This window comes from Roseibium hamelinense (assembly GCF_007830545.1).
GTDB lineage: Bacteria > Pseudomonadota > Alphaproteobacteria > Rhizobiales > Stappiaceae > Roseibium > Roseibium hamelinense.
Genome location: NZ_VLLF01000007.1, coordinates 282358 through 295631 on the forward strand (window position 1 = coordinate 282358; position 13274 = coordinate 295631).

Annotated in this window: 13 protein-coding genes; 2 read left to right on the plus strand and 11 right to left on the minus strand. The window is 56.7% G+C overall.

Translation table 11 applies throughout. From position 1 onward, the window contains the following. Nucleotides 1–75: 75 nt before the first annotated feature. From JM93_RS15290 to JM93_RS15340, 11 genes are all read right to left on the minus strand, one after another. The gene (locus tag JM93_RS15290; RefSeq protein ID WP_170230683.1) at nt 76–1419 is read right to left on the minus strand and encodes a nucleoside hydrolase; all 1344 of its coding nucleotides are present in this window, start codon (nt 1417–1419) and stop codon (nt 76–78) included. A gap of 387 nt (nt 1420–1806) precedes the next feature. Then, nucleotides 1807–2043, minus strand: coding sequence for a hypothetical protein (locus JM93_RS15295; RefSeq protein WP_145345127.1), 237 nt, complete (start codon nt 2041–2043; stop codon nt 1807–1809). Between the two features lie 268 nt (nt 2044–2311). After that, on the minus strand, nt 2312–3082 hold the full coding sequence (locus JM93_RS21775; protein ID WP_170230684.1) for a tyrosine-type recombinase/integrase: 771 nt from the start codon (nt 3080–3082) through the stop codon (nt 2312–2314). Nucleotides 3083–3405: 323 nt separating this feature from the next. Beyond that, on the minus strand, nt 3406–3840 hold the full coding sequence (locus JM93_RS21780; RefSeq protein ID WP_170230686.1) for a DNA-binding protein: 435 nt from the start codon (nt 3838–3840) through the stop codon (nt 3406–3408). A gap of 146 nt (nt 3841–3986) precedes the next feature. After that, nucleotides 3987–4310 (minus strand): hypothetical protein, encoded by a 324-nt coding sequence (locus JM93_RS15310; protein WP_145345135.1) that lies wholly within the window; start codon nt 4308–4310, stop codon nt 3987–3989. 126 nt (nt 4311–4436) lie between these two features. Continuing rightward, nucleotides 4437–5507, minus strand: coding sequence for a hypothetical protein (locus JM93_RS15315; protein WP_145345138.1), 1071 nt, complete (start codon nt 5505–5507; stop codon nt 4437–4439). Nucleotides 5508–6533: 1026 nt separating this feature from the next. Beyond that, entirely contained in the window at nt 6534–7745 is a 1212-nt protein-coding gene (locus JM93_RS15320; RefSeq protein WP_145345142.1) for an ABC transporter permease, read from the minus strand. A 1-nt stretch (nt 7746) separates the two neighbouring features. Then, on the minus strand, nt 7747–8454 hold the full coding sequence (locus tag JM93_RS15325) for an ABC transporter ATP-binding protein (RefSeq protein WP_145345145.1): 708 nt from the start codon (nt 8452–8454) through the stop codon (nt 7747–7749). Next, nucleotides 8455–9702 carry an efflux RND transporter periplasmic adaptor subunit gene (locus tag JM93_RS15330; RefSeq protein WP_145345148.1) on the minus strand — a complete coding sequence of 416 codons (1248 nt, stop codon included), beginning with the start codon at nt 9700–9702 and terminating at the stop codon, nt 8455–8457. 8 nt (nt 9703–9710) lie between these two features. Further along, nucleotides 9711–10181 (minus strand): hypothetical protein, encoded by a 471-nt coding sequence (locus tag JM93_RS15335; protein ID WP_145345151.1) that lies wholly within the window; start codon nt 10179–10181, stop codon nt 9711–9713. Between the two features lie 175 nt (nt 10182–10356). After that, on the minus strand, nt 10357–10659 hold the full coding sequence (locus JM93_RS15340) for an EF-hand domain-containing protein (RefSeq protein ID WP_170230688.1): 303 nt from the start codon (nt 10657–10659) through the stop codon (nt 10357–10359). Between the two features lie 483 nt (nt 10660–11142). Between JM93_RS15340 and JM93_RS15345 the strand changes: the two genes are divergently transcribed. Together JM93_RS15345 and JM93_RS15350 are read left to right on the plus strand one after the other, a co-directional pair. Then, nucleotides 11143–11859, plus strand: a complete 717-nt coding sequence (locus JM93_RS15345) for a response regulator (RefSeq protein WP_145345157.1) — start codon at nt 11143–11145, stop codon at nt 11857–11859. After that, nucleotides 11856–13211: an ATP-binding protein gene (locus tag JM93_RS15350; protein ID WP_145345161.1), complete on the plus strand. Its 1356-nt coding sequence runs from the start codon at nt 11856–11858 to the stop codon at nt 13209–13211. Before JM93_RS15345 ends, JM93_RS15350 begins: the two co-directional genes overlap by 4 nt. Nucleotides 13212–13274 lie beyond the last annotated feature (63 nt).

The following is a 13274-nucleotide window of genomic DNA, read 5'->3' on the forward strand; positions in this document are numbered from 1 at the left end:
GTCCGCATCAAATCAGACCGGCGCAACAAGGGAAAGATGCTTGATTCTACGAGAAGCCTTTCGGCCTGGGCGAGTTCACCAGGTCCATTTTTTGAGGAACTCTGAAAAACGGGCCGGCGCGCCGTCATCCGCAAATGCAGTGCAGGCCATCACATTCTGCGCGCCTAAACCTTCCAGCTGGGGCAAGTTGCCATCAATCCCCGTTTGCCCGCGCACTAGGCTTCCTGGCATGGACAGATCCTGCGTTACGACCAACTGTGCGGGTATGAGCGAGAACACGCCGCTGGCGTCCGGCCCGTGATCCACGCAAGGGTTATCAGGCGCGTTGTAAGGCGTTTGGGTCGGCTTACCGTTGGCGTCTGCCGGATAGTCGGGGCTCCATGCGGGAAACGGACACATTTGCACGTAAGCAAGAGCTTGCCCGCATTCAAAAAGATTTGACCGCAGCGCCGCGGCCAGTGTGTACTGGTCAAATGGTCCCTCGATGGTTCCAAAAACACCTTTCCAAAGCGCGTTATGCGCCTTTGATGCAGCCAGCAACCACTTGAAGCTGTTTTGGGCTACCGGCGTTTTTTCCGCTGGGCCGGGAAATGTATTCGCGTCGAAACCGATCAGGGTGTCTTTTTGGGAGGTTTGGCCGGACAATGCAAAGGTGATAAAGCGCATCGGCACGTTGTGCCTCGCGTTTTCCGCCAGCATCAGGGCCCCGCCAACCGGATCAAGCCTGAAGTTAAAATCATTGACCCGTTTTCCGTTCAGCAAAAGCGGCTCGTTTTCAAGCCGGGAGGCGAGAACCACGATTTCTTCGATGTTCTGCAGGCTGGATCCTGGAGCATGCAAGAGAAGGCACGCAATGTCCGTCAGAGGGCCGATTGCAAGGATGGTCGTGCGGGGGTGCACGGCAAGCGTGTTCTGCATCAGTTGAACGCCGGGGTTCATGCAGGCGCGGGCAAACGAACCGTCCGGTCCCCCGATCCCAATCGTGGTGCCGTCAAACCAGGTTGGCGCAGGATTGAGGATCTGTGCTGCCGGGCCAAGCGCGCCGGGTGCTAGCGGAATGTCATCCCTGTTTTTGAGTGTCCGGATGATGTGTTCGGCGACCATCATTTCCGCCGGCAGCGTTGCGTTTCCGAAGGTTGGCACAACCGCAAGCAAGTTGACCTGTCCGGCCGCGTCAAGATTCAGCGCCATGGCCAGCGTCAGGCCGTCGTCAATGTCGGCCGGAGCGGAAATCTTGTCCCGCAACGGGGTGGCGTTCTGGTCGAACACGGCAGGGGCAAGGCTTTTGCCGCCATTGGTGTCGATCAGGCCGATGGCCACATCCGTCGACAAAATGAGATTTGGAACCCGTGGCCCGGGTGCGGCGGTTTGGGCAAAAGACGCCGGTAACGCGAGCGTTGCCGCAATCAATCCCAGCAAACCAGCTGCCTTTCTGGGCCTCCTTCCCAACATTTCAAACAGTACTAAAAATATAGGGCGCATCTGCATTTGTCCCCAGTCGTGTTCGTGGGACTGACACTGACACGCCTGCTTGCCGTCAGAACAGTCAAAACCGGGTTTTCCTTTCAAATTGTGTGGGGCGAGCTCTGTGTTGAGAACAGCAAACGGTTGCGCGGCATTGAAAGGTGCAGCGGGCGGGTAAGTGCCGCAACCGGCAAAAGGGCGCAATTGCGCAGATGGAACGCAGGCGCGTTCGCGGCACATATGGGAAGGCCGGACGTTCCGGTTCAGGGGAGCGCAGGCGAACGCAACCGTGTTCATCTGGCAAGCCGCGCGGCTTCTCAGAGTGCAAATCAGGGCGTTTGCCTAGCAGGAGATCGTGCAGCTGCTGCCGGTACAGTCACAGACCGGAGAGGTCGATGAGCTGTCGCAGGTCGTGCTGGCGGTGTCCTTCGCGCAAGAACAGGTGCAGGTCTTCGTGCCGAGCGTGCCATCGCGGAATTTGATGTATTGCACCGTGGTCGCGCCCAAGCCGTCCTTGTGTTCGTTGATTTCGACAATCAGCTCATTTCCCCCGGAAAGTGCAATGGTTTGGGTGTTCATATCCAGTTTCCTTGTGCTAGATAAAAAAACAACTATGACGGGATATGACGTTGAGTCAATTGCGGGAAAGGCCGTATGGAGCCCCGGCCGGAATGCCGGTCATTGGCTTGGGAGAGAGTTCAAGGTGTTCGGGGCTGACGCGTGACGTGAAAGAAAAATGGTCGGAGTGAGAGGATTCGAACCTCCGACCCCCTCGTCCCGAACGAGGTGTAATCAAGTTAAAGTGTATAAAAATCAGTCATTTATGTTTGTGTTGGTTGGCGTTCGTTCACGTTTGTTTGCGTTGTTTCATTGGCCAATCATTGGCCCGTTTTGTATCTGTACGTGTTCTGTTCGCGCGTTCTGCCAATTTGTTGGCCGCGGTCTTTTGATAGTCTGGATGGTGATGGGCGTATCGTTTCTGAAGGGTCTCAAGGGACATGCCGAGATAGCCGGCAGCTTCGGCCAAGTCGACGCCCTCCTGCATCATCCAAGTCGCGGCTGTATGCCGCAAAGTATGTCTCACCACATGCTTGTCGAGCTTTGCTAAACGAATAAGCCGTTCAAAGGACTTTCTGCAATTTGCAGGTTTGCCGTTGAACTCGACAACATATTTTGCGCCAGAATCTCTCCATTCGATCATTTCTTCGACAAGGGCCGGCGCGAGTGGAATGGTCGGATACTTCTTATTTCTGTGTTCGGCGCGACCTGGCGCCTTCCTGTAGAAGAGACCGTTTTCCAAGTCGATCCAGGGCCGATCCGGTTCGCGTTTGAATGAAGCCTGACAGATCGCACCGCTTCGCGTGCCGGTCATTACCGCGACACGAATGAAGCGCTCAACATGGGCTAGGGGCTTCTTGCGTGTTTCGACCTTCTGACCCTTTCGAGCGCCCTTGTGAATGGTTTGCACTTCACGGGTGTTGCGGGCGATTTGACAAAGGTGCTCGACCTCTTCTTCGGACAGCCACTCCTCACGGTTGGGGTTTTCCGAAGGAAGAAATATGCGCACGGGTTCTGAGAGGATACCGTCAGCTGTTGCCAGGCCGATCGCAGCGCGCAAATCTTCCAACTCTCGCCTGGCCCCGGCAGTTGTCGTCTTCCGAGGACTGGGATTTGAGGCATCTGTGGCAGACGCCCATACTTTTCCAGACCGGAAAACCACATAGTCATTGCAAGTGACTGATGAGATGTTGTCACAAGTCTTGTTTCCCCAAAACTCGAGAAGTCTTTGCATCCTCTGACCAAGCTCTCTTGGCCTGGAAACCTGTGAACCTTTGACTTCCATGTAACGGGCAAGTACTTCAGCGATGGAAAGCTCTTCTGCGGTCTTTCGGCGTGTGCTTCTGGTTGTCTCCTGACGGGTCTTTTCAGAGATGTAGCGGCTTAGCGCTTCTTCAGCTCCTGCGCGATCATTTGGGCCACATCCAGTGCTGATTTGTTTTCCAGCATCGAGGATGAGGTAGACGGCTTGTTTGACCGAGCGCCCGTCCGGGGTTTTGCGGGGAGGTCTGAGCCAGAGTCGGGCTGGTTTTGATGGACGCGGCACTTCTCTCTCCATTCAGCGATATAGCGACGGGTGGTGCGGAAGTTCTTTCCGTGGCGCTCGACTTCGAGATCTCCTCGATTGACTGCCGCACGCAACTCATTGATCGTTACCAGATAACTTCTCTTCCAGGAGCCCCCACCAAGTTCGGGCAGGAAAAGGGCGTCATCCAAGGAGATTGGGACGTCCTCATGAAGGTTTTCAAAGCCCGGTTCGGGAAGCTCGAATTTGTCAACGACGAGCTGATACCATCTGTGTCCACTGTCTTCAGTCACAACGTTTCTCCAAGGCGAACAAGGTGATGTGTGGTTCCAATCTCCTTGTGTGGAAGAGGGAATCTGTTCGCTCAATTTTGCGATTCATCCAGCCACGCCGTTCCAGGAAGTAACGGGGGGACGAGGTACATGACAGGGGAACGGCGTTACTCATTGGCAGAGTTCTCGAAGTCAGGCTTACGCTGGAACTCCCAGCCACTCTTTATCTTGTCGACGAGCGTTTCGATTGCGTCTTCGGTTTGGTTCCGATCGAAGCCGCGTTCCACCAATTGGTCAGTCACCTTTTCAAGTGATCCGTAGAAGGTTTTCCAACCGCCCTTGCGGGTGGTCCATTTAACAAGCCAATGAAAATACGCTACCGCGATATCGTCCCTTGATGGACGTCGCTTGTCTTTCATGTGTTTTCGGTATTCGCGTTGTCGTTCGGCCTTTTTGGCAAGGCGCTGTTTATAGGACGGGCGTGAAGTCATGATGGGACCTCTGTTTCATTTGAATTGGTCGGGCGGAATTTATTTCCTTTGTGCCGTCATTATTTGCTTTGTCGGCTTCGATGACGGTTCAGGAGACTTGAGTGGCTGCCCGATTGGGAAGGGGGATCAGACAGCCTTTTCTGCGGCTTTCTTCAGGAAATCCGGTCGCTGGAACTTCGACTTCTCTGCTTGCTGACCCGTCGGCGAAGGATCTCCTTCAACCGGCAGCTCTGTTTTTTCAGGCCGGGATTTCACCGGGGCTTTCTTGCCGGACTTTTTGGTAGCGTCCGGCGCATTTTTCTCAGCGGCCTTTTTGAACAGGTCTGCGATGAACTTGTCTTCAAGGCCAAGAGCCCATTTCAGCTGCTGGATCGCAGTGTCATTGAGGAAGTCTGGCAATTTCTTCGACAACACATTCTCAATGTACTGGAGCTGGTCGAGCGTATGGATCAGTTTTACCCAACCGCCGGCATTTTCCGGGTTTTCAAGATGAAGATGTCCAATCGCGGCTGCCCAATCGTCGGGGCGGCGAAAAAAACCGATCATGCTCCTAAGAAGCTTGCGTGCTTCCTCTGATTCCAGCCGGATTTTTTCCCGGAGGTGACTTTTGATAACGGCCCTGCCGCGCAGCTTTGGTTCGTAAGCCTCAACAATATGAAGCAGAATGTGATGCAGGAGTTCCTTCAAGCGCGCGATGCGTACCCGCTGTTCCTGAGCGCCATATCTGGCAAGACCATTGAGCCCGGGCCGATCTTCAATCGGCAAGTCAATTGCCTCTGCGTCAGCTTTGCGTTTGACGATGGCATCGACGTCCTGGCCAAGAGGTCTTTTGCCGCTCTCATATAGCTGCAATACCGTTTGGATGCTTTCAGCCTCGGCATGCGCAATCTTGTAAAGGTTCGTTGGTGTCACTCCGAGCTTGACGCATTTGGCCTTGTAGGGGGTGAGATTGCGGTGCACGGCTCTCAGGTTTCGCCCGTGGCGAGCTGTGATCCCCAAATGAGAAATGAGCCAGCCGTCGCAGACTTTTTCGTCACCGATCAGTTCAGATGCTTCTTCGAGCAGGGCGCCGAGCTTGAATGTTGTCTCTGTGTCCTTTTTTCCGAGGCCGAGAATGTCTATTCCGATTGCCTCAACGCGTGCCCTGGCATCGCTGTCCAATGCATCAATTTCAACTGGGTTACTTACCGCTGTCATCTTCAATCTCCCATGTCTGGTTACAGCCGATGTTGCGGCTGGATCACACTGGAGATAGCTCACCGGAGAGCTGTTGGATACAAAAGGTTGTGGTCTTGAGAAATGAAATCTAACTTCTATTAGCTTATATTTTACAGAGACATAAAGGCTATTCGTTGCAGGGTGGTTTTAGGGGGACGGAGCCGAATCCTTGCGCCGCACGTGCCAGGTATAACTCCCCGTAAGGATTCATTTCTGGTGCTGTTTGAGCACAACCTGAGGGAATGCAATCCTTACGAAAGCATGCACCCGAATTGGCGCAAGGATTCGCGATGATCGAACGTGCGCGCTGTTGAATCCTTGTGCGAATCCTTGCCGGACAAATTCGCAAAAGTTAACAGCGACGCCACTGATGAAACCTAGGCCTCAGATTTTTTTGGCCTTATCAGCTTTTCGACTTCACCAACGTTCCGCGCTTATAGAGGCCAGAACCAAACCAAGTTCTCTGCGATGGGCAAATAACTCTTCTTCCTCTTGGGTCGGATACATCATCCGTTCCGTGAAATCGTCCAGCCATTGCTCTGTGGCATCTACCTCGTTCGTGGTGGTTTTGTTTCGCACTGCGGGAACCGCAACCGTTTCAGTGTCGAGCGGTATTTTTTTTACGTCCCTCTCATTAGCCGTGATTTTTAAACTTGCATGCGTACTTTAAAGCGAAGAATGGATCGTGGATTGCTCTCTGCGCTTTCTAGAATGAGATCTCCGCTTCGCCTGCTGCGGCGCGCAGCCATAGTGTCAGTTGTATCGGATGCCGGCTCGGCATTGGCATGTCGGCCATTCAACAAGTTGGGAACAGATCCCGAAAGCTGCCATTCATCCCGAATGCGGCGAAAGTGAAGAGAGGGCGGAGAGCAGTCTTTCGTTGCGTGGCGATCGAATGACCGCATTGCGATTGAACTGCTAGTGGGTTCAATGGAGCCGGCCGGTTGAAATGGCGGATGGCAACGTTCAGTGGCGTTGCTCTTGCGCTGAATCCACTGTTAAACGCTATTCGTGCCGTAGTGCCTCGATTGGATCGAGATTGGCGGCCGCGCGGGCGGGATAGTAGCCGAACGCGGCGCCGACGATGGCAGAGAACACGAAGGCCAGCAGGATCACACCCAGGTTAGGCACAAACGGGATATCGATCCAATGGGCGCCAATCGCGGCCAGACCCAATCCCAGGACGATGCCGACAAGGCCACCCAGCAGCGACAACGCGACCGCCTCTATCAGAAACTGCATGAGGACCTGATGTGTTTGCGCGCCCACCGCAAGCCGGATGCCAATTTCCCGGGTTCGCTCCGTCACGCTCACGAGCATGATGTTCATGATGCCGATGCCCCCGACCAGCAGACTGACAGCGGCGACGGCCGACAGCAAACCGGTGAGAACACCGGTAATGCTCGTCAGCATCGATGCCACCTGCTTCATGTCAATCACCGAGAAGTCGTCTTCGTCACCCGGAGCGATGCGGCGCAGCTCGCGCATCAGGTTTTCAACTTCCCGGATCGCCTGGCCGGTTGAGGTCCCGTCGATCACCGACATGTAGATGACGGAGACATCGTCCTTGCCGGTGAGGCGCCTTTGATAGGTCCGCAAGGGGACAAGGACCACATCGTCCTGGTCCGCTCCGATCGAGGACGCGCCTTTTTCGGAGAGGACGCCGATCACGTTGCAGGACATTTTCTTGATCCGCACCGGCTGATCGAGCGGGTCTGCGGTTCCAAACAGTTCCTGGCGCACAGTCTGACCCAGGATGCAGACCGGTTTCCCGCTCCGGGTTTCGCTGGCACTGAAATTTCGGCCGAGCGCGAGCGGCCAGTCGGATGCCACGAGATAGCGCTGGTCCGTCGCCGTGATTTGCGCGCGGTGGTTCTCGGTGCCGGCGACGATCGTCCCTTGCAGCGAGGAAATTGGCGCCGCCGCATCAATCTCCGGGAGTGCTTCCTCAAGGGCATCGACGTCCTTGATGTCGAAGGGCCGTGCTGCGGTACTGTTGGCTCTTGGCCCCATGCCGCGCTGCCCGGGACGCACCACGATGACGTTGGTACCCATTTTCTCGACATCGGCAATCACCTGCTCGGAGGAGCCTTGTCCAAGCGTAAGCATGGCGATGACCGACGCGACACCGATGACCACACCCAGCACCGTCAGACAGGACCGCAGTGCATTGCGAAAGATCGATTTGTGGGCCAGCTTCGTCATATCCCAGAGCATGCTAGGCCGCATCCTTCAGCTGGCGGTCGTTGTGAACCCGCCCATCGACCATCCAGATCAGGCGGCTCGCGTACTCGGCAATCTCCTCATCATGGGTGACCATGATGATCGTGAGCCCTGATGTGCGGCGAAGCTCAACAATAAGCTCCATGATCTCCCGCGACCGCTGCGTGTCGAGATTCCCGGTCGGCTCATCCGCGAGCACAACATGCGGATCGCCGGCCAAGGCCCTGGCAATCGCGACCCTTTGTTGCTGCCCGCCTGACAATTGGGACGGATCGTGCATCTCTCGTCCCTTAAGTCCGACCAGATCCAGCGCATGAAGGGCGCGCTCCCGCCGTTCCCGCTTGCCAATGCACTTGTAGATGAGGGGAAGTTCCACATTGTCGAGTGCCGATGTGCGGGCCAGAAGGTTGTAGCCCTGGTAGATAAAGGCGAGGTAGTGCCGCCTAATGAGCGCGCGTTCATCGCCGGCCAGACCGGCAATCTCAAGCCCGTTGAACCGGTAGGTCCCGGATGTTGGCCGGTCCAGGCAGCCGATCAAGTTCATGGCCGTCGATTTTCCGGATCCGCTTGGCCCCATGATCGCAACGAATTCGCCGCGCTTAATCTCGATATCGACACCGTCAAGCGCGCGGACTTCCGTGTCGCCTTGGCCATATATGCGTCGGATACCCTTGAGCGAGATGTAGGGTTCTGAGTGTGGCATCTAGTTCTCCACGCCGACAATCACCTGGTCCCCGGGCTGCGCATCGCCGCCCAAAATTTCCGTGTACCGTCCGTTTGTGTCGCCGCGCACGATTTCGATCTCGGCTATTCCGTTGTCCCGCAAGACCCAGAGCGTGTTGGTCGTGGGCCGTTGCGGAACCACGGACGGCTGATCGGAAAACAGGAGCCCGAACATACCGGTGTTCCCCGTAGGTCCATCGTCGGCGGAACCGGTCGGGTCCAGCACGAACCTCAGGGCCGCATTCGGAACCAGCAGAGCATCCGCCACCTCGTTCACCAGGATATCAGCGGATGCGGTCATGCCGGGCCGCAGCACCAGGTCCGGATTATCGACCTCAAGACTTGCCAGATAGGTGACAACGTTATCGATCACCTCAGGTGCAAACCGCACTGTTTTGACCTGTGCAGGGAACTCGCGGGCCGGATAGGCGTCGACCGTGAAGGTTGCCCGTTGCGCTTCCCTAAGGCGGCCAATATCCGCCTCATCGATCGACAGTTGAAGCTCCATTTCGCTGAGGCTTTCAGCTATTGTGAAGAGAACCGGCGCTGACATCGATGCGGCGACCGTTTGGCCCTGGTTTACCTTGCGCTCCAGAACGACCCCGTCGACAGGTGAGCGAAGACACGCATCGGCGAGATCCTCCTCCGTGACCGCAAGATTGGCGCGTTCCCGGGCAATGTCCGCGCGCGCAATCTCGACATCGGCCTTCATGCGCTCGAAAGCCGCATCTGCCGTGATCACTTGTAGAGCGCTGCTCACATTTCGCTCCTTGAGCGTGCGCGCGCGCTGCGCCTCCTCGCGTGCCTCCTCCAGATTGACCTGAGCCTTCAAAAGCCGTGCCTCTGCCGCGCGAAGGTTGGCTTCCTGAACCTTTTTCATGGCTTCCAGTTTCGTTGTGTCGAGACTGGCGAGGACATCACCGGCCTTGACCGGATCATTGAAGTCGACTGCGACGGCCGAGATGGTCCCGGATAGTTCGCTGGAGACGTCGACCGTGTTTGTCGGCTCGACCGATCCCGTCGCGCTGATGGTGACCGTGAGATCGCCGTGTGAAAGCGTCTCGGTCCGGAACTGGAGGCTTTTCGATGCCTCGTCCCGGAGCGATAGCGACCAGCCGCCGCCAACCCCGAGCCCGATAATCAGAAGCAGCAACCACACCTTTGCCCCGCGCCGGCGCGACCTCGACCGTTCAAGGCGTGACCTGATCTCTTCCTGGTCCGGATCCATGGAATGCCCTAACCCTGATGATCCACGTACGGTCTTGCCGGGCTCGCGGCATCGGGCGCGCTCCTCATGCGCGTCAACGCCACCAGAACACCGGACGTGGCCGTCAAGGTACAGACTGTCAGGTACACCATCATATTGAAGCGGCCGGGAAATACGCCCTGTCCGGAAAGGCCAACGCCATGCATTTGAAGTCCGATGTGGGCGGCGAAATAGGCAAGGGGGATGAGCCCGAGCAGAAGAAGCGATCCGCGCCTGTCGGTCAGCGCCAGGTAGATGAGCGCACTTGCTGTGACCAGATTGGAGGCACCAAAGGCCAACATCAAAATGAGCTGATCCAGGCCGGATGGCCCCGTCAGATCCAACCTCGCTTTATCGGTCGCGGCATAGCCGGCGAAAACCGTATGGGCGATCCCGCGCACGACGTCGTAACTTCCAAGCGCAAAGGCAACAAAGGAAACATAACTGGGTATGGCGTTCATGCGGATGTCCAGTGTCCGTGGTCAGCGTCAATCGGTTGTTTTGGCATCGAGTGAATGATGAAAGCGCCGCACCGGAAGGCCACAAGCAAATGCTTGAGGCGTGCTTTGCAGACCTTCCGGTGCGGGTGTCCCGTTGCCGGCACCTGGCGGACGGCACCGCGTTGGCAACGGTGCTTCATCGGGCCGCGTTTTGCAGCTCCACTGGTGTCACAAATCCATCGCCATTGCCGTCAAGCCGTTTGAAGGCGCGGGCGTATAATCCGCGGGATTGGACCCGCCTGGCATTGCCAAGGTTGGCGGCAGCATTCATATCGATGAACGACACAAACTCCTCATAAACCAGGACGCCGTCGTCGTTCTGGTCGGCTGCCTGATAGTTGCGCGCGGCTGTTTCGGCGGTCTGGGACGATGCGGTGGCCGGCAGTCCGCCTAAAGCCAATAGACCTATTGCCCCAAACACACTTCTATATGTTGTCATCTCGAGCAGACCTCTTCCTGACTTGGGCATCGGTATTTCGTGCGGTGACCAGCGCCGCTTCGGCCATTGGGTCTCACCGCCTCAACCGGTTTGGTCTCGCAGAAGGTATCCATCTGGCCGGCGATTGGTATCGATGGACTGAAACGTTTTTTGACGTTTTGTGACACTCATGCGCGCGCCGGAAGATAACCGGAAACGGTGCAAGGAGGGGCTCTGCACCCTCCCAGGTTTGGCGCCGGTAGTGCGACGGCGCTTCCACCGACCATTCCGGCAAAAAGATCAGGAGAAAGACCGAGGCAGGAGTGGATGGTGTTGTGTGGGATCCGTAGTCTTTGCGGGCGGGACCCCACACAACGGGTTTGCACTGCCAAGTGCAGTCCATCACTATCAACCCGGATGCGACGCTATTTGTCGATTTGTGTCAAATTGTGCAGCTGCGTAATCCCGCTTGCACTGCACCAGCGGCTTTCGCACAATGAGTGCATGCAGTCGGACACCAATAAAATACTGATCGTTGACGACGATCCGGACATCAGGGAAATGCTTAGCGAGTTACTGGATGAAGAAGGCTTTCAAATCCAGTCTGTAAGCGATCCGGTCCTGATGGACGCCGCCATCGACCAGTTCGTCCCGGACCTGATCCTGCTTGATCTCATGCTGCCGAACGAGAACGGGCTCGCCCTATGCCAGCGCCTGCGAACCACCATAACCACGCCGATTATCATGGTAACAGCCAAGGCGTCGGAAATTGACCGGGTGGTTGGACTGGAGATTGGCGCGGACGACTACATCACCAAGCCGTTTTCGAAACGCGAACTCATCGCCAGGGTTCGGGCGGTCCTGCGGCGCGGCACGCACGAGCTGCCACTGCGAAAGAGTGTTCTTGCGTTCAAGGACTTCGTTATCAATCTGGAGGCCCGAACGCTGAAGACGCGCGTGGGAGACGTGATCCCGCTCACCAGTGCGGAGTTCGATCTTCTGGCCTGTTTTGTCGGCGATCCGCAAAAGGTGCTGTCGCGGGACCATCTTCTGCGGACCGTTTTGCGGCGCAAGTCGGATCTTTTTGATCGATCGGTCGACACACTTGTTTCTAGGCTCAGGAAAAAAATCGAACGGCCGGAAGATGACGAAAAAATAATTGCGACGATCCGGCAGCAAGGCTACCTTTTTACCCCCAAAGTGCAGCCGGCGGCACAATGAAAGCTGTCAGCGGCTTTCGGATAAGTCTTGCACTCATCCTTGTTTTTCTTGTTCTGATGTTGACCTTTTCGGTCTTTATGGCACGCGTTTATCAGTTGCCCGCAGCGAGCCCGCTTCCGAATCCAGAGCGACTGGCTGCCATGGTTCGGCTTTTTGAAAGCCTGCCGGACGCGGACCGGTCGTTTGCGTTGACGTCCTTTTCCACTCGGCTCCTGTCCGTTTCCTTCAAGGACCAGAACACAAATACCCGGACGCTGACCGAAGGGCGGACCGCAAACAAAACCGCACGTCTGGAAGACTATGAGTGGGCCCTGGCCGGCCGGCTCGTGTCGCTTTCTTCCAACCGGGGCGATGCAAACACGACCGTTATGCCAGCCCTTCTGGATACGGTCACGCTGCAAGTGGACCTTAAGACCGGCGGAGCACTGGTTTTCGAGGCATTTCTGCCGGTGCGCACGGTCTGGCGCATTCCGTTCGTTCTCCTTGCGGGCTTGCTGGGGGCGGTAATTGCCCTGGCCATGTTCATCTTTCTACAAAACCAGATCCGCCCCCTCAGGGACCTGTCCCGCGCGCTCGAAAACCACGACTATGGCAGGACTGCCGATGAGATCCCCGAGCGGCTGGCAACGGCTCCGGAAATTCGGGCACTCATTCGAACCTTCAACCAACAGCAGGCACGCCTGGCCCGAGCCGAACAGGCCCGCAGCTCGCTGATCACCGGTCTGCAACACGACATCAGGACGTTTGCGACGAAGCTCCGCCTGCGCCTCGAGCGGTCAAGTGACACTTCACTGCGGGACCGCGCGACAGCGGACCTTGAGGACATTGTGCGTCTGCTAGACGACGCATTGCTGGCCACACAGGGCGAGGTTCTGGCAGACAACCGTCCTGACGAAATGGTCGAACTGTTTGATCTGGTTGCTTCCGAGATCGCGGCAAGGCCCACAGACACGGTTACCATGAAACAGGGGGACAAAAGCGACCGCAAGGAGCTTCACGTCCTTGGTGACCGGTTGTCCCTGCGCCGGATTGTCTCGAACCTGACTGAGAATGCTCTGGTCTACGGCGGATGTGCGGTGATCGATATTCTCGGCACGGAAACCGAGGTGATCATCCATATTGATGATAACGGACCGGGCATTCCGGAAGACAAAAGGGATCTGGTGCTTGAACCGTTTGTGCGGCTCGAAAAATCGAGATCGCGTGCGACCGGCGGGTTTGGCCTCGGTCTGGCGATCGTCGCGAAACTCGTGACGCAACAGGAAGGTCAACTCCTCATTGCCGATGCACCGGCACCGTTAAAAGGCGCCCGGGTATCTGTCACGCTGCCGCGGTTTGATCCTCGAAAATAAGCTGGCGAGCCCCGCGACGGCAACCGTTATTGCGTTTCAAACCGCAGGCTGGCCGCATTTGGC

Bases quoted from the DNA above. Each gene is read 5' to 3' on its own strand.
- JM93_RS15295 (WP_145345127.1), bottom strand. From the start codon at position 2,043: ATGAACACCCAAACCATTGCACTTTCCGGGGGAAATGAGCTGATTGTC.
- JM93_RS15310 (WP_145345135.1), bottom strand. From the start codon at position 4,310: ATGACTTCACGCCCGTCCTATAAACAGCGCCTTGCCAAAAAGGCCGAA.
- JM93_RS15315 (WP_145345138.1), bottom strand. From the start codon at position 5,507: ATGACAGCGGTAAGTAACCCAGTTGAAATTGATGCATTGGACAGCGAT.
- JM93_RS15320 (WP_145345142.1), bottom strand. From the start codon at position 7,745: ATGCTCTGGGATATGACGAAGCTGGCCCACAAATCGATCTTTCGCAAT.
- JM93_RS15325 (WP_145345145.1), bottom strand. From the start codon at position 8,454: ATGCCACACTCAGAACCCTACATCTCGCTCAAGGGTATCCGACGCATA.
- JM93_RS15330 (WP_145345148.1), bottom strand. From the start codon at position 9,702: ATGGATCCGGACCAGGAAGAGATCAGGTCACGCCTTGAACGGTCGAGG.
- JM93_RS15335 (WP_145345151.1), bottom strand. From the start codon at position 10,181: ATGAACGCCATACCCAGTTATGTTTCCTTTGTTGCCTTTGCGCTTGGA.
- JM93_RS15340 (WP_170230688.1), bottom strand. From the start codon at position 10,659: ATGACAACATATAGAAGTGTGTTTGGGGCAATAGGTCTATTGGCTTTA.
- JM93_RS15345 (WP_145345157.1), top strand. From the start codon at position 11,143: ATGCAGTCGGACACCAATAAAATACTGATCGTTGACGACGATCCGGAC.
- JM93_RS15350 (WP_145345161.1), top strand. From the start codon at position 11,856: ATGAAAGCTGTCAGCGGCTTTCGGATAAGTCTTGCACTCATCCTTGTT.